This is a genomic window from Pseudomonas sp. S37, from assembly GCF_016658545.1.
Taxonomy (GTDB): Bacteria; Pseudomonadota; Gammaproteobacteria; order Pseudomonadales; family Pseudomonadaceae; genus Aquipseudomonas.
The window spans coordinates 13619-33469 of sequence record NZ_JACVZC010000065.1 but is presented as its reverse complement, the minus strand read 5'-3'; the positions used below and the strand labels follow the sequence as shown (position 1 = coordinate 33469).

At 63.4% G+C, this 19851-nt stretch carries 14 protein-coding genes; 9 read left to right on the top strand and 5 right to left on the bottom strand.

The features are described from left to right. Positions 1–274 precede the first annotated feature (274 nt). The 4 genes from IAE39_RS18755 to IAE39_RS18740 are packed head-to-tail and all read left to right on the top strand — an operon-like array spanning position 275 to position 2834. Positions 275–700: a YybH family protein gene (locus IAE39_RS18755; RefSeq protein WP_201205284.1), complete on the top strand. Its 426-nt coding sequence runs from the start codon at positions 275–277 to the stop codon at positions 698–700. Positions 701–744: 44 nt separating this feature from the next. After that, positions 745–1089, top strand: coding sequence for a YciI family protein (locus IAE39_RS18750; RefSeq protein ID WP_172233190.1), 345 nt, complete (start codon positions 745–747; stop codon positions 1087–1089). Between the two features lie 21 nt (positions 1090–1110). Then, the gene (locus IAE39_RS18745; RefSeq protein WP_201205282.1) at positions 1111–1596 is read left to right on the top strand and encodes an SRPBCC family protein; all 486 of its coding nucleotides are present in this window, start codon (positions 1111–1113) and stop codon (positions 1594–1596) included. Further along, on the top strand, positions 1596–2834 hold the full coding sequence (locus IAE39_RS18740) for an RNA polymerase sigma factor (RefSeq protein ID WP_201205280.1): 1239 nt from the start codon (positions 1596–1598) through the stop codon (positions 2832–2834). The genes IAE39_RS18745 and IAE39_RS18740 overlap by 1 nt, the downstream gene beginning before the upstream one ends. 126 nt (positions 2835–2960) lie before the next feature. Here IAE39_RS18740 and IAE39_RS18735 read toward each other — a convergent pair whose 3' ends face one another. Next, entirely contained in the window at positions 2961–3431 is a 471-nt protein-coding gene (locus tag IAE39_RS18735) for a MaoC family dehydratase (protein WP_012273633.1), read from the bottom strand. A gap of 34 nt (positions 3432–3465) precedes the next feature. Then, positions 3466–4410: an alpha/beta hydrolase gene (locus tag IAE39_RS18730; protein WP_201205278.1), complete on the bottom strand. Its 945-nt coding sequence runs from the start codon at positions 4408–4410 to the stop codon at positions 3466–3468. Positions 4411–4628: 218 nt separating this feature from the next. On the opposite strand from IAE39_RS18730, the gene fadD2 reads away from it, so the two are divergent. Together fadD2 and fadD1 are read left to right on the top strand one after the other, a co-directional pair. Next, a complete protein-coding gene (gene fadD2, locus IAE39_RS18725; protein WP_201205277.1) occupies positions 4629–6317 on the top strand; it encodes a long-chain-fatty-acid--CoA ligase FadD2 in 1689 nt (562 codons plus the stop codon). A gap of 332 nt (positions 6318–6649) precedes the next feature. Next, positions 6650–8347, top strand: coding sequence for a long-chain-fatty-acid--CoA ligase FadD1 (fadD1, locus tag IAE39_RS18720; protein ID WP_201205275.1), 1698 nt, complete (start codon positions 6650–6652; stop codon positions 8345–8347). Positions 8348–8474: 127 nt separating this feature from the next. On the opposite strand, the gene IAE39_RS18715 is transcribed toward fadD1, so the two are convergent. Together IAE39_RS18715 and IAE39_RS18710 are read right to left on the bottom strand one after the other, a co-directional pair. Beyond that, complete coding sequence (locus IAE39_RS18715; protein ID WP_201205273.1) at positions 8475–9782, bottom strand: NAD(P)/FAD-dependent oxidoreductase; 1308 nt, start codon at positions 9780–9782, stop codon at positions 8475–8477. A 24-nt stretch (positions 9783–9806) separates the two neighbouring features. After that, positions 9807–11171, bottom strand: a complete 1365-nt coding sequence (locus IAE39_RS18710; protein WP_201205271.1) for a glutamine synthetase family protein — start codon at positions 11169–11171, stop codon at positions 9807–9809. A gap of 534 nt (positions 11172–11705) precedes the next feature. Here IAE39_RS18710 and hrpA point away from each other — a divergent pair. Together hrpA and IAE39_RS18700 are read left to right on the top strand one after the other, a co-directional pair. Next, complete coding sequence (hrpA, locus tag IAE39_RS18705) at positions 11706–15611, top strand: ATP-dependent RNA helicase HrpA (RefSeq protein ID WP_201205269.1); 3906 nt, start codon at positions 11706–11708, stop codon at positions 15609–15611. A gap of 239 nt (positions 15612–15850) precedes the next feature. Further along, positions 15851–16972: a beta-ketoacyl-ACP synthase III gene (locus IAE39_RS18700; protein WP_201205267.1), complete on the top strand. Its 1122-nt coding sequence runs from the start codon at positions 15851–15853 to the stop codon at positions 16970–16972. 202 nt (positions 16973–17174) lie between these two features. Here the strand turns inward: IAE39_RS18700 and IAE39_RS18695 are convergent, their stop codons facing one another. Next, positions 17175–18419 carry a putative porin gene (locus IAE39_RS18695; RefSeq protein ID WP_201205266.1) on the bottom strand — a complete coding sequence of 415 codons (1245 nt, stop codon included), beginning with the start codon at positions 18417–18419 and terminating at the stop codon, positions 17175–17177. A gap of 262 nt (positions 18420–18681) precedes the next feature. Here IAE39_RS18695 and IAE39_RS18690 point away from each other — a divergent pair, with 262 nt between their 5' ends. After that, entirely contained in the window at positions 18682–19809 is a 1128-nt protein-coding gene (locus IAE39_RS18690; protein WP_201205264.1) for a GNAT family N-acetyltransferase, read from the top strand. Positions 19810–19851: the final 42 nt, after the last annotated feature.

Here is a 19851-nt window from a genome sequence, read left to right as displayed (position 1 = left end):
GCGGCCTTGTGTCGCGAAAGGGCTGCAAAGCAGCCCCAGCAATTTGTGCATCTGCGCTAAAACCTTGGGGCTGCTTCGCAGCCCTTTCGCGACACAAGGCCGCTCCTACCGTTGTCTCCGGTGGCCGATCAGACGGTTTTTTCTCGGCAATGATTTGCCAATACCAAAGCAGATTAATTTTCAGCGCCTGTCGATTCCTCCGCCCCCCGTTCGACCATAGTTGAAGGCACGCTCAACCGCGTGTTCACACCTATGACCTGTCGGAGGAACCCCGATGAGCACCGCAGCCGAAACCGAGATCCGCCAACTGATCGAGCGCTGGATGCAGGCCGTGCGCGATCGCGACATCCCCAACATCATCGCCCCCTACGCCGACGACATCGTCGCCTTCGATGCCATCCAGTCCCTGCAATTCAAAGGTAAGGCCGTGTACACGGCGCATTGGGAAATGTGCATGAACATGTGTACCGGCCCCATGGTCTTCGAGCTCGCCGAACTGACCGTGCATGCGGCCGGCGACTTGGCCCTGGCCCACTGGCTGAACCGCTGCGGCCCGGGCGACGACGAAAGCCAGTGCGGCTTCATGCGCGCCACCGTGGGCTACCGCCGTCAAGGTGGCCAGTGGCAGGTGATCCACGAACACTGGTCGGCGCCTTTCGACATGGAAACGCAAAAAGCCCTGTTCGATCTCAAGCCCTGAGCCTTTATCGCCAAACGCACTTTGCCAATGCCCTGGAGGCGACCATGAAATACCTGTGCCTGGTCTATTGTGACGAGGGGCTGTTGCACAGCCTGCCCGACAGCCCGGAAGACGCCGAATGCATGGCCTACGCCGAAGCCATCCACGGCTCTGGGCGGATGCTCGCGGCCGAGGCATTGAAGCCGGTGCAGACGGCTACCACAGTGCGCATGCGCAACGGGCACATGAGCCTGACCGACGGCCCGTTCGCCGAAACCAAGGAGCAGCTGGCCGGCTTTTACCTGGTCGAGGCCCGCGACCTGAATGAAGCGCTGAACATCGCCAAGGGCATCCCAGCCGCACGGGTTGGCAGTGTCGAAGTGCGACCAGTGCGCGAACTGCAACCCTGACTGCCACGGAGAAACCCCAGCATGAGCCTTGCACCTGCTGCGCACGCGCAACACGAGTTGTCCATCAGCCGCCTGATCGACGCCTCACCGGCCAAGGTGTTCCGCGCCTGGACCGAACCCCAATGGCTGATGCAGTGGTGGGGGCCGCACGGCATGACCACCCCGGAGTGCGAGATGCAGTTGTGGGCCGGTGGCCTGTTCCGCACCCTGATGCGGGCGCCGGATGGCAGCGAGTACCCGAACCAGGGCGTGTTCCTGGAAATTGCCGCACCGCGCCGGCTGGTGTTCACCGATGCCTTCGGCCCCGGCTGGGTGCCGTCCAACAAGGCGTTCATGACTGCGGTGATCAGCTTTGACGAAGAGCAGGGCAAAACCCGTTATACCGCCCGTGCCTGGCACTGGAATGCCGCAGATTGCCGGGCCCATGAGGAAATGGGCTTCCACCAGGGCTGGGGAGAAAGCCTGGACCGCCTGGTGGAGGTGGTGACCCAACGGATGCCTGACTGATGGCGGCACTGGCGCAGGTGCGCGCCGAGGTCGAGGCGGTGTACCGGGGCGAGTCGCGGCGCATCCTGGCAACGCTGATCCGCCTGCTGGGTGATTTCGACCTGGCCGAGGAGGCCATGCATGATGCCTTCTTCATTGCCGTCGAGCGCTGGCAGCGCGACGGCATCCCCGCCAACCCGCGGGCGTGGCTGGTTTCTACCGGGCGCTTCAAGGCCATCGATGCGCTGCGCCGGCGTGCCCGGTTCGACCGCTCCCAGGCAGACCTGAGCATGCTGCTCGACGGCCAGGCGCTAGACCCCAGTGAAGAAGAGCTGCTGGCAGACGACCGCCTGCGGTTGATCTTCACCTGCTGCCATCCGGCGCTGTCGGCCGATGCGCAGGTGCCACTGACCCTGCGCGAAGTCTGCGACCTGACCACCGAGCAGATTGCCCGTGCCTTCCTGCAAAGCCCTGCCACCATCGCCCAACGCATTGTCCGCGCCAAGGCCAAGATCCGCGATGCCGGCATCCCATACCAGGTGCCGGAACTGAACGAGCTGCCCGAACGTTTGGAAAGCGTGTTGCGGGTGATTTACCTGGTGTTCAACGAGGGGTACTCGGCGTCGTCGGGGGAGGCACTGTTGCAGCAGGAGCTGAGTGACGAGGCCATCCGCCTGGCGCGGTTGCTGGTGCAGTTGCTGCCTGACCCGGAGGCCGTCGGCCTGCTGGCGCTGATGTTGCTGCAGGCGTCACGGCAACAGGCGCGCACGGATGGCCAAGGTAACCTGGTGCTGTTGGAGCAGCAGGATCGTAGCCTGTGGGACCGGCAGCGCATTGCCGAAGGCTGCGAGCTGGTGCGCCAGGCCCTGCAAAGCCGGGGTTTTGGCGCCTATAGCGTGCAAGCGGCTATTGCTGCGGTGCATGCCGAAGCGGCGACGGCGGATGAGACGGATTGGGCTGAGATCGTCGGGCTGTATGATGTGTTGCAGCGGCATTGGCCTTCTGCGGTGGTGGAGCTGAACCGGGCGGTGGCGCTGGCCAAGCGGGACGGGCCGGCGGTTGGCTTGCGGGTGGTCGAGGGGATTCTGGCGCGTGGTGAACTGCTGGACTATCACCTGGCGCATGCGGCGCGGGCTGAGCTGCATTACCAGCTGGGGCAGTTGGAGGAGGCGCGGGCGGCGTGGCGGCAGGCACTGGCCTTGACCCGGCAAGAGCCCGAGCGCAGGCATATCGAGCGGCGGTTACAGGCTCTGGAATGATGTTGGCAGTACCGGCCTCTTCGCGGGTAAACCCGCTCCCACAGGGATTGCACAGAATTCGAGGCGGTGGAGATCCTGTGGGAGCGGGTTCACCCGCGAAGAGGCCAGCATTGCTTACATCAATCTTCAGCTAGCCACAAAATTCGGCGGCGACACCAGCTCGACGGTCTGCTGCTTGCGCGGCGCGAGGATCTCGGCCTCGCCCTGAACCACCAGCTCATCATTCTGGTTGTACACATTGGTGGCAATGCGCACCTTGAACTTGGGCAGCTTCTCGAGAATTTCCAGGCGTACGGTCAGGGTGTCGCCAATTTTCACCGGCTTCTGGAAGCTCATCTGCTGGCCCAGGTAGATGGTGCCAGGGCCAGGCAGGGTGCAGGCCACTGCCGCACTGATCAGCGCGCCACTGAACATGCCGTGGGCAATGCGCTCGCGGAACATGCTCTTGGCGGCGAACTCGGCGTCCAGGTGCACCGGGTTGTGGTCACCGGACATTGCCGCGAACAGCTGGATGTCGCGTTCTTCGACGGACTTCTTGTACTCCGCCTTCTGACCTACTTCGAGGGCTTCGTAAGGCGTATTGGTGACCTGGGACATCGGGGCTTCCTTAAGCGGTAGGCGAGGGCGGCTATCATTCACTGCGCACAGGGCGGCCAAGGGCCAGCGCCTGTTCAAGCCAGCCGAGAATGTCGGCGGTGACCTCGTCACGGTTGGTTTCGTTGAGTACTTCATGCCGCGCTTCAGGATAGACGCGCAGCTGTACATGTCGATTGCCGGTCGCGCGCAGGGCGTCGGCCAGATGGGTGAGACGCTTGCCGGCACTGACCGGATCACATTCCCCACCGATTACCAGCATGGGCAGGTTCGGATCGATCTGCGCGAGGTTACCCGGCTGGCTGATCTGCGCCAAGCCTTGCAGCAGGTCGAGCCACAGCTGGTTGCTGCAGCGAAAACCACACAGCGGGTCGTTGAGGTACAGGTCGACCTCGGCCGGGTCGCGGCTGAGCCAGTCGAAGGCTGTGCGGTTGGGCTTGAAGGCCTTGTTGAACGCGCCGAACGACAGCCACTCGATCAGTGCGCTCTTGCCCAGCGGCCCCTGGCGCCAGGCCTCAAGCCGGGCAATCAGTCGGGCCAGGCGATACAGCGCGGCCGGCTGGTAGTTGGAGCCGCTGAGGATCGCCCCGTGCAGGCTGCCACTGTGGTGCAGCAGGTAGGCCTGGGCGATGTAGCTGCCCATGCTGTGGCCGAACAGGAACAGCGGTGTGCACGGGTATTGCTGGCCGATGTGCTGGGCCAGCCGGCCGAGGTCGTTGACCACGGCATTCCAGCCATGATGGCGGGCGAACAGGCCGAGGCTGCCCTGTTCGGCCGTGCGCCCGTGGCCACGCTGGTCGGCGGCGAACAGGGCGAAGCCGGCAGTGCTCAGGGCCTGGGCCAGGCGCTGGTAGCGCCCGGCATGCTCGGCCATGCCATGGGCCAGCAGCACCACGGCTTTTACCGGCGTGGCCGGCAGCCATTGGTGTACGTACAGGCTGCAGTGCTCGCTGGCGGGCAGCCAGAAGGCGTCGTGGGGCATGGCGGGTCCTTGTGCGCACGGGTATCCGGACAGTGTATGCACAACCGGCCGGATTGCAGGAAGGGCACAAATAAGATTCACAATGTTAATGGCGGCACTTGGCGTATATGCCACCTCGGGCTTACCTGCTAACGTCGGATCAACGCCTTTTTGCCAGCAGGCATTCAGGTAAAGGACTAAAGGACGCAGTGCAGGTCCAGGCAGAGGAACAATAATAAATGCAAGCCGACTTCTGGAATGACAAGCGCCCGGCGGGCGTACCTTCCACCATCGACATCAATGCCTATGCCTCGGTCGTCGAGGTGTTCGAGCGCTCCTGCAAGCGCTTTGCCGACCGCCCGGCATTCAGCAACCTGGGCGTGACCCTGAACTACGCGGACCTGGAGCGCCATTCAGCGGCCTTTGCCGCTTGGCTGCAGCAGCATACCGACCTCAAACCCGGCGACCGTATCGCGGTGCAGATGCCCAACGTGCTGCAGTACCCGATTGCCGTGTTCGGCGCCATGCGCGCCGGGCTGATCGTGGTCAACACCAACCCGCTGTACACCGAGCGCGAGATGCGCCACCAGTTCAAGGACAGCGGCGCGCGCGCGCTGGTGTACCTGAACATGTTCGGTAAACGGGTGCAGGAGGTGTTGCCCGACACCGGTATCGAGTACCTGATCGAGGCGAAGATGGGTGACCTGCTGCCGGCCGCCAAAGGCTGGCTGGTCAACACTGTGGTCGACAAGCTGAAGAAAATGGTGCCTGCCTTCCAGCTGCCGCAGGCCATAGCCTTCAAGCAGGTGCTGCGCGAGGGCCGTGGGCTGTCGCCGAAGCCGGTGCCGCTGAGCCTGGACGACATCGCCGTGCTGCAGTACACCGGTGGTACCACCGGCCTGGCCAAGGGGGCGATGCTCACCCACGGCAACCTGGTGGCCAACATGCTGCAGGTGCTGGCCTGCTTCTCGCAGCATGGGCCGGATGGGCAGAAGCTGCTCAAGGACGGCCAGGAGGTCATGATCGCGCCGCTGCCGCTGTACCACATCTATGCCTTTACCGCGAACTGCATGTGCATGATGGTCACCGGCAACCACAATGTGCTGATCACCAACCCGCGGGACATCCCCGGCTTTATCAAGGAGCTGGGCAAGTGGCGGTTCTCCGCGTTGCTGGGGCTCAATACCCTGTTCGTGGCGCTGATGGATCACCCGGGCTTCCGCCAGCTGGACTTCTCGGCGTTGAAGGTCACCAACTCCGGCGGCACGGCGCTGGTCAAGGCCACTGCCGAACGTTGGGAAGCGCTTACCGGCTGCCGCATAGTCGAAGGTTACGGCCTGACCGAAACCTCGCCAGTGGCCAGTACCAACCCCTATGGCCAGTTGGCGCGGCTGGGCACGGTGGGTATCCCGGTGGCCGGCACGGCATTCAAGGTCATTGACGATGACGGCAACGAAATGCCGTTGGGTGAGCGTGGCGAGCTGTGCATCAAGGGGCCGCAGGTGATGAAGGGCTACTGGCAGCAACCCGAGGCCACGGCGCAGGCGCTGGATGCCGAAGGCTGGTTCAAGACCGGTGATATTGCGGTGATCGACCCGGACGGTTTTACCCGTATCGTCGACCGCAAGAAGGACATGATCATTGTCTCGGGTTTCAACGTGTACCCCAACGAGATCGAGGACGTGGTGATGGGCCACCCCAAGGTCGCCAACTGCGCAGCCATCGGCGTGCCGGACGAGCGCTCAGGCGAGGCGGTGAAGCTGTTCGTGGTGCCGCGTGAGGGTGGGTTGAGCGTGGAAGAGCTGAAGGCCTACTGCAAGGCCAACTTCACCGGCTACAAGGTGCCCAAGCACATCGTGCTGCGCGAGTCGTTGCCCATGACGCCGGTGGGCAAGATTCTGCGGCGGGAGCTTCGTGATATAGCTTGATACCGGGTTAAATTCTTCGCGGGTAAACCCGCTCCTACACCGGCCAGTGTAGGAGCGGGTTTACCCGCGAATGCCCTAGAACCGCTCTAACAGGCTAATTACAGCCGAATCTGCGACATTTTGGTCAATTACTCTAAAAATGACCTGTATTGTTCATTGAGTCATTTTTGTGACCGTGAGGCCTGTTTTGGCCTCTAGGCGACCCCAGGCAAAGCTGTTACTCTCGGCCCGCTTTCTGATGATCCGGTTTGCAACGAACCGTCATCTCATATCAATAATAAGCGCATCGACGCGTGAATCGAACTTCGCTGTTGCTGAAGGAGTGGGCTTCCATGATCGAAAATTTTTGGAAGGATAAATACCCAGCCGGGATTACGGCGGAAATCAATCCTGACGAATTCCCCAATATCCAGGCGGTACTCAAGCAATCCTGCCAACGCTTTGCCGACAAACCGGCCTTTAGCAACCTGGGCAAGACTATCACTTATGGCGAGTTGTATGCGCTGTCGGGGGCCTTTGCCGCCTGGCTGCAGCAGCATACCGACCTCAAGCCGGGTGACCGCATTGCCGTGCAGCTGCCCAATGTCCTGCAATACCCGGTAGCGGTGTTCGGTGCCATGCGCGCCGGGTTGATCGTGGTCAACACCAACCCGCTGTACACCGTGCGGGAAATGGAACACCAGTTCAACGACTCCGGCGCCAAGGCCCTGGTGTGCCTGGCCAACATGGCCCACCTGGCCGAAAAGGTGGTGCCCAAGACCCAGGTCAAGCACGTCATCGTCACCGAAGTGGCCGACCTGCTGCCGCCGCTCAAGCGCCTGCTGATCAACAGCGTGATCAAGTACGTGAAGAAGATGGTGCCGGCCTACAACCTGCCGCAGGCCGTGCGCTTCAACGACGCGCTGGCGCTGGGCAAGGGCCAGCCGGTGACCGAGGCCAACCCGCAGGCCAACGACGTGGCGGTGCTGCAATACACGGGTGGCACCACCGGCGTGGCCAAGGGCGCCATGCTGACCCACCGCAACCTGGTGGCCAACATGCTGCAGTGCCGGGCGCTGATGGGCGCGAACCTGCACGAAGGCTGCGAAATCCTGATTACCCCGCTGCCGCTGTACCACATCTACGCCTTCACCTTCCATTGCATGGCCATGATGCTGATCGGCAACCACAACGTGCTGATCAGCAACCCGCGTGACCTGCCGGCCATGGTCAAGGAACTGGGCAAGTGGAAGTTCAGCGGCTTTGTCGGCCTTAACACTCTGTTCGTTGCCCTGTGCAACAACGAGGCGTTCCGCGCCCTGGACTTCTCCGCGCTGAAAATCACCCTGTCGGGCGGCATGGCCTTGCAGCTGAGCGTGGCCGAGCGCTGGAAAGCCGTTACCGGCTGCGCCATTTGCGAAGGCTATGGCATGACCGAAACCAGCCCGGTGGCGGCGGTGAACCCGGCCGAGGCCAACCAGGTCGGCACCATCGGTATTCCGGTACCTTCGACCCTGTGCAAGGTCGTCGACGACGCCGGTATCGAGTTGCCGTTGGGCGAAGTAGGCGAACTGTGCGTCAAGGGCCCGCAGGTGATGAAGGGCTATTGGCAGCGCGAAGATGCCACGGCCGAAATCCTCGACAGCCAAGGCTGGCTGAAGACCGGCGACATCGCCTTGATCCAGCCTGACGGCTACATGCGCATTGTTGACCGCAAGAAGGACATGATCCTGGTCTCAGGCTTCAACGTGTACCCCAACGAGCTGGAAGATGTGCTGGCAGCCTTGCCGGGCGTATTGCAGTGCGCAGCCATTGGTGTACCGGACGAGAAGTCGGGTGAAGTGATCAAGGTGTTCATCGTGGTCAAGCCGGGCATGACCGTGACCAAGGAGCAGGTGATGGAGCACATGCGTGCCAACGTGACCGGCTACAAGGTGCCACGCCAGATCGAGTTCCGCGATTCGCTGCCCACCACCAACGTGGGCAAGATCCTGCGCCGCGAGCTGCGTGATGAAGAGCTGAAGAAGCAGGGGCTGAAGAAGATCGCCTGATCTTCTGAATCTCGGCTGGTTTTACTGGCCTCTTCGCGGGTAAACCCGCTCCCACAGGTTCTGTGCAACTCTCAATGGTTGTGCGATCCATGTGGGAGCGGGTTTACCCGCGAAGAGGCCAGTGAAATCAGCGCAGTTTTTCAAGCATCTGGTAATACCACATCCCCGCCGCCAGCAGCGGGTTCCCCAGCAAGTCCCCCATCGGCACCCGCACATGCTTGCACTGGGCAAAGGTGTCGAACCTCTCCAGTGTCCCGGTCAACGCTTCGGCCATGATTTCGCCCATGATGTGACTGGTGGCAATGCCGTGCCCCGAGTAACCCTGGCAGTACCAAACGTTGTCCGACAGCTTGCCCAGCTGCGGAATGCGGTTGACCACGATGCCCATGGCGCAGCTCCACTGGAATTCGATTGGCACGCCCTTCAACGCCGGGAAAGTGCGCTCGATGCACGGGCGCAGCTCGCCTTCGATATCCCGTGAATCACGCCCGGAATAGTTGGCGCCGCCGCCGAACAGCAGGCGCTTGTCGGCCGTCAGGCGGTAGTAGTCGAGCACGAAGCGGCAGTCGTACACCGCCAGGTCCTGCGGGTTGATCTGCTCGGCCAGGTCACCCAGCGGGGCAGTGGTGACAATGCCACCCATGGCCGGGAAGATCTTGCCCTTGAGCTGGCGCTTTTCCAGCTTGTGGTACACATCGCCGGCCAGCATCACCTGGCGTGCTTCGACCCGGCCATGGGCGGTGACCACCGCCGGGCGCGGGCCGTGGACGATGTCCAGTACCTCGGAGTTCTCGAAAATCAGTGCGCCCAGGCTGTGCGCGGCACGGGCTTCGCCCAGGCACAGGTTGAGCGGGTGCAGGTGCAGGTTGCGCAGGTTCTTCAACGCGCCCTGGTACAGCGGGCTCTGCAAGTGCTCGGCCACCGCCGCGCGGTCCAGCAGTTGCACCTGTTCGCCCATGCCACGGCGACGGGCTTCGGCCTCGAAGGCGCGCAGCTCGTTCATGTGTGAGGGCTTCATCGCAGCATGCAGGTGGCCGCGCTTGAGGTCGCAGTCGATGCCATAGCGCGCCACGCGCTGCTCGATCACCTGGTGGCCGCGCCAGCGCAGGTGCCAGATAAAGTCGTCGACATCGGCGCCCAGGTGGTTGCGCATCTGTGTGCGCATGGCCTCGTCGCCCGACAGGCTGCCGGTGACCTGGCCGCCATTGCGGCCGCTGGCGCCCCAGCCGATGCGGTTGGTTTCGACGATGGCCACCTTCAGGCCACGCTCGGCCAGTTCCACTGCCGTGGCCACGCCGGTGAAGCCGCCGCCGATGATTGCCACATCCACCTGCACCGTGCCCTTCAGTTGCGGGTACGCGGTGTGGTCGTTGAGGGTGGCGCTGTAGTAGGACGGCGCGCGCTGCGCCGGGCCGTTGTTCAATGCTGCGTTCATGGGTGTTCCTTATTATGTAGGGGCTCAGGCCTGGTGCAGGTACCAGCGCCAGTCCTGTTCGCTGACTTCGGCCATGAATTGGCGGTATTCGGCGCGCTTGACCTTCAGGTACACGCCGAGGAAGTCATCGCCCAATGCCTCGCGGGCCCAATGCGACTGCTGCAGGGCGTCGAGGGCGGTCAGCCAGTCGGTGGGCAGGTGTTCGGTGGCCTGGGCATAGCCGTTGCCTTCCACCGGGGCGCCCGGGTCCAGCTGTTCGCGAATGCCGCGGTGGCTGGCAGCAAGAATGGCCGCTGCCGCCAGGTACGGGTTGGCGTCGGCACCGCAGATGCGGTGCTCCACGTGCCGGCTGTTGGCCGGGCCGCCCGGTACGCGCAGGCTCACGGTGCGGTTGTCGACACCCCAGGTCGGCGCCAGTGGCGCATAGCTGTTGGCCTGGAAGCGGCGGAACGAGTTGGCGTTGGGGCAGAACAGCAGCAGCGAGTCACGCAGGTGGCGCAGCATGCCGGCCACCGCCTGGCGCAGCAGCGGGGTGCCGGCCTTGTCGTCGCTGGCGAACAGGTTGTTGCCGGCGCTGTCGGCCAGGCTCAGGTGCATGTGCATGCCGGTGCCGGCCAGTTGGGCGAACGGTTTGGCCATGAAGCAAGCCTGCATGCCGTGGGCATGGGCCACACCTTTGACCAGGCGCTTGTAGCGCACCGCTTGGTCCATCGCCTGCAGCGCGTCACCGTGCTCCAGGGTGATTTCCACCTGGCCCGGGGCGTATTCGGAAATCGCCGTGCGCGCCGGGATGCCCTGGGCCTTGCAGGCGGCGTACAGGTCGGCAAGGAACGGCTCGATCTGTTCCAGTTCGCGCAGGCCATAGACCTGGGTGCTGCGTGGGCGGCCACCGTCGTTGTCCAGCGCCGGTTGTGGGCGGCCCTGGGCATCCCGTTGCTGGTCGAGCAGGTAGAACTCCAGCTCGCAGGCCATGACCGGGTGGTAGCCGTCGGCCTTCAGTGCCTCGATGGTGCGCAGCAGCACATGGCGCGGGTCGGCGATGCTGGCCGGCAGGCCCTCGCTCGGGTGCATGCTGACCTGCACGGCGGCGGTCGGCACCCGGCGCCAGGGCAGGCGCACCAGGCTGCCTTCAAGCGGGTAGGCGCGGCAGTCGATGTCGCCCACATCCCAGACCAGCCCGGAGTTTTCCACGTCATCGCCGTTCAGGGTCAGGCCGAGGATGGTGCTGGGCAGCGGGCGGCCGGTCTGGTACACGGCCAGCAGTTCGTCGCGGTGCAGCAGCTTGCCGCGGGGTACGCCATTGGCGTCGAGGATGAACAGCTCGAACAGCTCGATATCGGGGTTGTCGGCCAGGAAACGGCTGGCCTGCTCTACGGGTGCAAAGTGCATGATGGATTCGCTCACGGGCGCACAGGGCCACCGCGCAGGCAGGCGGCCCAGTTGAGTCAAACGGCCAGGCGGTGGCCGGGTTTGGTCACAATGGCGTGAGCGAGGTGTCCGGTGGGCGCGCGTGGCGGCAGTGCCACAAGGCCCAGAAGGCGAGGATGATGTGCACCAGCGGATTTTCCCCGGCACGGCTCCGGGCCTTCGGTAGCGAAGGGCGTGACGACGGTGGGGCGATGGGCTGGGCGGGAGTCATGCCTTTGATACTCACATGCGGCGTAAGGGTGATTAAAGCAGTGAATGGAAACCTTTACATCGTGCCTGACTAAACATTTGTGCCGTTGCACCTGGCCTCTTCGCGGGTGAACCCGCACCCACAGGGACCGCACCGCATAGAGCCCTGTTGTAATTCTGTGGGAGCGGGTTCACCCGCGAATAGGCCGGCACAGGCAGCAGAAAACCGGCAAATCTGCGACAATCGCGCATCCTTCGAATGCCGATCATGAAAAAGCAGGCTCACCTGCATCACTAAAAAGCCCCATGACTGACCACGCCATCGACAAACTGCTGCAAAACCTCGACCACGCCATGATTGCCGACCGCCATCGCCTGCGCCGGCAACTGCACGAACTGCGCAAGCGCCCCGACGAGGCGAAGCTGGCGCAGTGGGTGGAAAAGGTCCAGGCCTCCTGCGCCCAGGTCACCGCACGCCAGCAGAGCGTGCCGACCGTGCATTACGACGACAGCCTGCCGATCGCCGCCAAACGCGACGAAATCAAGAAGGCCCTGGCCGAGCACCAGGTGCTGGTGATTGCCGGTGAAACCGGCTCGGGCAAGACCACCCAGTTGCCGAAGATCTGCCTGGAGCTGGGCCGTGGCAGCCATGGCCTTATCGCCCACACCCAGCCGCGCCGGATTGCCGCGCGCAGCGTGGCGGCGCGGGTTGCCGAAGAACTGGGCACGCCGCTGGGCGGGCTGGTCGGCTACCAGGTGCGCTTCGAAGACCAGAGCGATGCCAACACCCTGGTCAAGCTGATGACCGACGGCATCCTGCTGGCCGAAACTCAGCACGACCGCTTTCTCGAACGCTACGACACGATCATCGTCGACGAAGCCCACGAGCGCAGCCTGAACATCGACTTCCTGCTCGGCTACCTGAAGACCTTGCTGCACCGCCGGCCAGACCTGAAGCTGATCATCACCTCGGCGACCATCGACCTGGAACGCTTCTCCAAGCACTTCGACGGCGCGCCGATCATCGAAGTGTCCGGGCGCACTTTCCCGGTGGAAACCTGGTACCGCCCGCTGACCAGCGAGCAGGACGAAGAAGGCAACCAGATCGAGGACGACCTCACCGTCGACCAGGCGATTCTCGCCACGCTGGATGAACTGGCCCACCACGAACGCAGTGAGGGCAAGAGCCCCGGCGATGTGCTGATTTTCCTGCCGGGCGAGCGGGAAATTCGCGATGCCGCCGAAATTCTGCGCAAGGCGCAATTGCGCCATACCGAGATCCTGCCGCTGTATGCGCGCCTGTCACCGGCCGAGCAGCAGCGCATTTTCCAGTCGCACACCGGGCGCCGGGTCATCCTGGCCACCAACGTTGCCGAAACCTCGCTGACCGTGCCCGGCATCCGTTATGTGATCGACACCGGCACCGCGCGCATCAGCCGCTACAGCTACCGCGCCAAGGTTCAGCGCCTGCCGATCGAGGCGGTGTCGCAGGCCAGCGCCAACCAGCGTAAGGGCCGTTGTGGCCGGGTCGAGCCGGGTATTTGCGTGCGCCTGTACAGCGAAGAGGACTTCAACGGCCGGCCAGCGTTTACCGACCCGGAAATCCTGCGTACCAACCTGGCGGCGGTGATCCTGCAGATGCTGCACCTGCGCCTGGGCGCGATCGATGCCTTCCCGTTCATCGAGCCGCCGGATGGCAAGGCCATCAGCGACGGCTTCAACCTGCTGCAGGAGCTGTCGGCGGTCAACCGCGAGAACCAGCTGACCCCGCTGGGTCGCCAACTGGCGCGCCTGCCGATCGACCCGCGGCTGGGCCGCATGCTGCTGGAAGGCGCCCGCCAGGGCAGCCTGCAGGAAGTGCTGATCGTGACCAGTGCCCTGTCGGTGCAGGACCCGCGCGAACGCCCGCCGGAGCGCCAGCAGGCCGCTGACCAGGCCCACGCGCAGTGGAAGGACGTGGACTCCGACTTCGCCGCGCTGGTCAACCTGTGGCGCGGCTTTGAAGAGCAGCGCCAGGCGCTGACCGCCAACCCGCTGCGCAACTGGTGCCGCAAGAACTTCCTGAACTACCTGCGCCTGCGCGAGTGGCGCGATGCACATCGCCAGCTGGCGCTGATCTGCCGTGACCTGCAGCTGACGGTGAATAAAGAACCGTCCGACTACCAGAAGATGCACAAGGCCATCCTCAGCGGCCTGCTCAGCCAGATTGGCCAGAAGACCGAAGAGGGCGACTACCAGGGCGCCCGCCAACGGCGCTTCTGGGTACACCCGTCGTCGGGCCTGGGGCGCAAGCGCCCGCAGTGGGTGATGGCGGCCGAACTGGTCGAAACCACCAAGCTGTATGCGCGCATGGTGGCCAAGATCGAACCGGACTGGATCGAGCCGTTGGCCGGGCACCTGGTCAAGAAGAACCACTTCGAGCCGCACTGGGAGAAGAAGCGCGGGCAGGTGGTGGCCTACGAACAGATCACCCTGTATGGCCTGATCCTGGTTGGCCGCCGCCCGGTGCACTTCGGCCCGATCGACCCGGTTACCTCGCGCGAGCTGTTCATCCGCGAAGGCCTGGTCGGTGGCGAAATCCAGTCGCGGGCCAAGTGCCTGGCGGCCAACAAGCGCCTGCTGGAACAGCTCGACGAGTTGGAAGCCAAGGCACGCCGGCGCGATATCCTGGCCGATGAAGAGACGCTGTATGCGTTCTACGAAGCGCGCCTGCCTGAAGAAATCCACCAGACCGCGACCTTCGATGCCTGGTACCGCATGGGCAGCCAGAAGGATGCCAACCTGCTGATCATGCGCGAAGAGGACGTGCTGGCCCGCGAGGCCAGCGAAGTCACGGCGGCGCTGTACCCCGACAACCTGCAGGTGGGCGAGCTGCGCTTGTCGCTGACCTATCACTTCGAACCGGGCCACCCCCGTGACGGCGTGACCGTGCGCGTTCCCGCACCGCTGTTGCCGAACCTGCCGGGCGAGCGCCTGGAGTGGCTGGTGCCGGGCTTGCTCGAAGCCAAGTGCGTGGCGCTGGTGCGCAACCTGCCCAAGGCCTTGCGCAAGAACTTCGTGCCGGTGCCGGACTTCGTCAAGGCATCGCTGGCGCGCATGACCTTTGGCCAGGGCGCGTTGCCCCAGGCCCTGGGCCAGGAATTGTTGCGTATGACCGGTGTGAGGGTGTCCGACGAGGCCTGGGCCGAGTCGGTCAACCTCGTCGAAGGCCACCTGCGCATGAACATCGAAGTGGTCGATGGCCAGGGCAAGTTCCTGGGTGAAGGTCGCGACCTGGCCGAGCTGACTGCGCGGTTTGTCGCCGCCAGCCAGGCGGCGTTGGCCGTGCCGCGTAATGCCGAAGCCGAAAAACCGGTACAGGCCAAAGCCTTCAGCGAAGTGGCGCAGAGTACCCAGCAGAAGATCGCCGGCCTGTCGATGACCGTTTACCCGGCATTGGTGGACGAGAACGGCACGGTGCGCGAAGGGCGTTTCTCGACCCAGGCCGAAGCCGAGTTCCAGCACCGCCGCGCTTTGCAGCGCCTGTTGCTGCAGCAGTTGGCCGAGCCGGCCAAGTTCCTGCGTGGCAAGTTGCCGGGGCTGACCGAACTGGGCCTGCTGTACCGCGAGCTGGGGCGCGTCGAAGCGCTGGTCGAAGATATCCTGCTGGCCAGCCTGGACAGCTGCATCCTTGAAGGTGAACAGCCGTTGCCACGCGACGGCGCTGCCCTGGCCGGGCTGGCCGAACGCAAGCGCGGCAGCTGGGCCGAGCACGCCGAGCGCCTGGCGCGGCAGACGCTTGAAGTGCTGAAGCTGTGGCATGGCCTGCAGAAGCGCTTCAAGGGCAAGATCGACCTCAGCCAGGCGGTGGCGCTGAACGACATCAAGCAGCAACTGGGCAACCTGGTGTACCCGGGCTTTGTGCGTGAAACGCCGGGGGCCTGGTTCAAGGAACTGCCGCGTTACCTGAAAGCGGTGGAACTGCGCCTGGAAAAGCTCGGTTCGCAGGTACAGAAGGACCGGGTGTGGAGCGGCGAGCTAGCCAACCTGTGGGCGCAGTACAAAGCCCGTGCCGACAAGCATGCCCAGGAGGGCAAGCGTGACGAGCAACTGACCGTGTACCGCTGGTGGCTGGAGGAATACCGGGTGTCGCTGTTTGCCCAGCAGCTGGGGACCAAGGTGCCGATTTCGGATAAAAGATTGAGCAAGCAGTGGAGCCAGGTGGAGGGCTAAACTTCCTTTATTTGTGGCACACTTCGGTGAGATTGGGGCCGCTTTGCGGCCCTTCGCGGGTGAACCCGCTCCTACAAGGGTCAGCAATGTCCTCGGGAGCGGCGCGATCCCTTGTAGGAGCGGGTTCACCCGCGAACGAGGGCGCAGCCCTCGCCCCAAAATTGGCACTAAAGTGCCACTAAACCGTCATATTCCCAGCCAGCGCCCCGTGGCGATGGCCTTTGACCAGAGGAACGACCGTGCATAACGTCGTGATCAGCGGCACCGGCCTGTACACCCCGGCCCAGAGCATCTCCAACGAAGAACTGGTGGCCTCCTTCAACGCCTGGTCGCAGCAGTTCAACCAGGACAACGCCGCCGCCATCGAGCGCGGCGAAGTCGAAGCCGCGCCGTTGTCCGATGCGGCGTTCATCGAAAAGGCCTCGGGCATCAAGAGCCGCTTCGTGATGGACAAGGCCGGCATCCTCGACCCGCAGCGCATGAAGCCGCGCCTGCCAGAGCGCAGCAACGACGAGCCGTCGGTGCTCTGCGAAATGGCCGTGGCTGCTGCCCGCCAGGCCCTGGAGCGCGCCGGCCGCACCGCGGCGGATGTCGACGGGGTGATCGTCGCCTGCTCCAACTTGCAACGCCCGTACCCGGCCATCGCCATTGAAGTGCAGCAGGCGCTGGGCATCCAGGGCTTTGCCTTCGACATGAACGTGGCCTGCTCATCGGCCACCTTCGGCATCCAGACCGCCGCCAACAGCGTGGCCCTGGGCCAGGCGCGCGCGGTGCTGATGGTCAACCCCGAGGTGTGCACCGGCCACCTGAACTTCCGCGACCGTGACAGCCACTTCATCTTTGGTGATGCCGCCACGGCGGTGCTGTTGGAGCGTGCCGACAAGGCCACCTCGGCGCACCAGTTCGACATCGTCAGCAGCAAGCTGTGGACCGAGTTCTCCAACAACATCCGCAACAACTTCGGTTTCCTTAATCGTGCGGCGGAAGAGGGCGAAGGCGCAGCAGACAAGCTGTTCATCCAGGAAGGCCGCAAGGTGTTCCGCGAAGTGTGCCCGAAGGTGGCCGAGCTGATCGGTGAGCACCTGCAGGAAAACGGCCTGCAACCGAGTGATGTGAAGCGCTTCTGGCTGCACCAGGCCAACCTCAGCATGAACCACCTGATCGTCAAGAAACTGCTGGGGCGTGAAGTGGCCGAGCAAGATGCACCGGTGATTCTCGACCGCTATGCCAACACCAGCTCGGCAGGGTCGGTGATTGCTTTCCACCTGTACCAGGATGACCTGGCCAAGGGCTCGCTGGGCGTGTTGAGCTCTTTTGGGGCGGGGTATTCGATTGGTAGTGTGATTCTGCGCAAGCGCTGATTTATCCGGCACCTGTTCCGGCCTCTTCGCGGGTAAACCCGCTCCCACAGGGACGCCACAATATTCGAAAGTTGTGATGTCTTTGTGGGAGCGGGTTCACCCGCGAAGAGGCCGGATGCATTTCTGCCAGGCAAAAAAAAGCGGGAAACGCCGGATGGGGTCGGCATTTCCCGCTGCAGTGTGAAGCAGAGGAGGGTGTTGCTTAGAACTTGGCTTCCAGGTCTACCTGCAGGGTGTCTACGTCAGCATTGCTGTTCGGCAGGTTGGAGTAGTCGGTCTTGGCCATCAGGTAGGTTGCACCTACACCGAAGTTCTTGTCGATTTCATAACCGACCTTGAACTTGTGGCCACGGGAACCGGTGAAGCCGGCACCGAAGTCAGAGTCGGTGAACAGGCTGACCACACCGTTACGCTGCACGTCGCGGTAGTTGTAGTCCAGGCTCCAGGCGCCAACCTTGGTCTTCAAGCCGGCCAGCCAGGCTTTGTCCTTGCCGTCGGTGCTTTCGGTGTTCTTGACGAACTGGCCGTAAGCCGACAGTGGGATGGCGAAGCCGGTGAAGTCGATCTGACCGAAGCCTTCCACCAGGTTGAACTCGTTGGTGGTGTTGCCCAGCGAGGCCAGGGCGGCCGAAGCCTTGTCGTTGTCGTAGCCGTAGATACTGCCGCCCACGGTAACCTTGACGGTGTCAGCTGCGTTGAACTTGGTACCCAACTGGCCAGCGTACAGCTGAGCGTCGTGCTTGAACTGCACGCCGTCGCCGTCGACGTTGTCTTTCAGGTTGTAGTGACCGAGGCTGCCGAATACTTCAGCTGGGCCAACGTTCATCTTGTAGGTCGCTGCCACACCTTCCGGGTTGATGTCGCTGTCCCAGATGATGTCGCCCATGCTCACCCACGGCTGGTTCATCTTGCCGCCGATCAGGTGCAGGTTAGGCACGGCAGTCGGGTGCCAGTCGAGGTAGGCCAGGTCGACCCACAGCGATTTCTTCTCGAAGTAGTTGTCCAGGCTCTGGTTGGTCGAGCGGGCATCGGCGCTGCTACCGGTGGCCACGCGCACGCCGGCGTCGACTTGCGGGTTGATCTCGCTGTAGAAACCGACACGGGCACGTACGCGCTCACGGTCCTGGTTGCCACTGCGGGCGATCGGGTTGTCGACGTTGACGTCTTCGTAACGCAGGCGCACATCACCCTTGATCTGGGTCTTGGCGGCCCATGCCACTTTTTGTTCAAAGGAGCTCATACGTTCGGACTGAGCTTTCTGGTCGGCCTTTTCCTTGGTTTCTTTTGCCAGGTCGCCCTGCAGTTCGTTGTACTGCGCCTGGTTGATCGAGCCGTTGGCGCGGAGCATTTCGAGCAGCTTGGCGTCGACAGCAGCACTGGCCGGGGCGCTCAGAGCCAGCATCATGCCGGTGAGGCTCACTCCGGTAAGTGTAGAAACAAGACGCATAAGGTTCTCCCTACTGAAAAAAATGGGGGAGGCTCAAGCGCCTGCCCCTGCGTTGGCATGTCTTCGGAAAGGGCCTGAATAGACAGGTTCTGGGGTTCCGGAAAACAGGCGCAAGTATTGCGGGGGCCAATGACAGATTAATGTCTAATTAGTGGCACTGTTGTTAAGTAATTGAGAATAAAAGGATCAGGCCGGCGTTCGTCATTTGAGTGTCGGGCCTTCCTTGGGGATACTGAAGGCCTTCAGACAGCGAGTCGAAACCGTGACCAGCCTGTACAGCCTTGCCCATTTGCGTGATCTTCCGGCGGCCACCTGGGACGCCCTGGTGCCGACCGGCCAACCGTTCCTGCGCCATGCGTTTCTCAGTGCCATGGAGGACAGCGGCAGTGTGGCGCGCAACACCGGTTGGGCTGCCGAACACCTGGTGCTGGAGCGTGACGGCCAGGTGCGGGCGCTGTTGCCGGCCTATCGCAAGTGGCACTCGTTTGGCGAGTATGTGTTCGACCATGGCTGGGCCGACGCCTGTGAGCGTGCCGGCATTGCCTATTACCCCAAGCTGCTCGGCGCGGTGCCGTTCAGCCCGGTCAGCGGCCCGCGCCTGCTGGCCAGCGACCCGGCCGATGGCCTGCTGATGTTGCAGGCGTTGCCGGAGTACCTGAACAAGGGCGGACTGTCGGGGGCACACATCAACTTCACCGACCCGCAGCTGGATGCGCAGATGGCCAGCTTGCCGGGCTGGATGGAGCGGCTGGGCTGCCAGTTTCATTGGCGCAATCACGGCTACCGCGACTTTCAGGACTTTCTCGACTGCCTCAGCTCACGCAAGCGCAAGCAGATGCGCAAGGAGCGCGAGCAGGTGGCAGAGCAGGGCATCGATTTTCGCTGGTACCGTGGCGACGAGCTGGATGAAGCGCAGTGGGATTTCGTCTTCCTGTGTTACGCCAACACCTATGCGGTACGCCGCCGTGCGCCGTACCTGACCCGCGAATTCTTCAGCCTGCTGGCCGAGCGCATGCCCGAAGCGGTGCGCGTGGTGATGGCACGCCAGGGTGGGCGGGATGTGGCGATGGCCCTGAGCCTTGTGGGTGGCGATAGCTTGTTTGGCCGTTACTGGGGCTGCCTGGATGAATTTGACCGGCTGCACTTCGAGACGTGCTTCTACCAAGGCATGGAGTTTGCCATTGCCGAAGGGTTGCAGCGGTTTGATGCCGGGGCGCAGGGTGAGCACAAGCTGATACGCGGGTTCGAGCCGGTGCTGACGCGTTCGTGGCATTACCTGCTGCACCCGGGGTTGCGGCGGGCGGTGGAGGACTTCCTGGTGCAGGAGCGGGAAGGGGTGAGGGGGTATGCCGAGGAGGCGCGGGGGATGTTGCCTTATCGGCGGGACTGAGGGATTTTTGTTGCCTGTGCCGGCCCTTTCGCGGGTAAACCC

Bases quoted from the DNA above. Each gene is read 5' to 3' on its own strand.
- IAE39_RS18755 (WP_201205284.1), top strand. From the start codon at position 275: ATGAGCACCGCAGCCGAAACCGAGATCCGCCAACTGATCGAGCGCTGG.
- IAE39_RS18740 (WP_201205280.1), top strand. From the start codon at position 1,596: ATGGCGGCACTGGCGCAGGTGCGCGCCGAGGTCGAGGCGGTGTACCGG.
- IAE39_RS18750 (WP_172233190.1), top strand. From the start codon at position 745: ATGAAATACCTGTGCCTGGTCTATTGTGACGAGGGGCTGTTGCACAGC.
- fadD1 (WP_201205275.1), top strand. From the start codon at position 6,650: ATGATCGAAAATTTTTGGAAGGATAAATACCCAGCCGGGATTACGGCG.
- hrpA (WP_201205269.1), top strand. From the start codon at position 11,706: ATGACTGACCACGCCATCGACAAACTGCTGCAAAACCTCGACCACGCC.
- fadD2 (WP_201205277.1), top strand. From the start codon at position 4,629: ATGCAAGCCGACTTCTGGAATGACAAGCGCCCGGCGGGCGTACCTTCC.
- IAE39_RS18715 (WP_201205273.1), bottom strand. From the start codon at position 9,782: ATGAACGCAGCATTGAACAACGGCCCGGCGCAGCGCGCGCCGTCCTAC.
- IAE39_RS18745 (WP_201205282.1), top strand. From the start codon at position 1,111: ATGAGCCTTGCACCTGCTGCGCACGCGCAACACGAGTTGTCCATCAGC.
- IAE39_RS18710 (WP_201205271.1), bottom strand. From the start codon at position 11,171: ATGCACTTTGCACCCGTAGAGCAGGCCAGCCGTTTCCTGGCCGACAAC.
- IAE39_RS18695 (WP_201205266.1), bottom strand. From the start codon at position 18,419: ATGCGTCTTGTTTCTACACTTACCGGAGTGAGCCTCACCGGCATGATG.
- IAE39_RS18730 (WP_201205278.1), bottom strand. From the start codon at position 4,410: ATGCCCCACGACGCCTTCTGGCTGCCCGCCAGCGAGCACTGCAGCCTG.
- IAE39_RS18735 (WP_012273633.1), bottom strand. From the start codon at position 3,431: ATGTCCCAGGTCACCAATACGCCTTACGAAGCCCTCGAAGTAGGTCAG.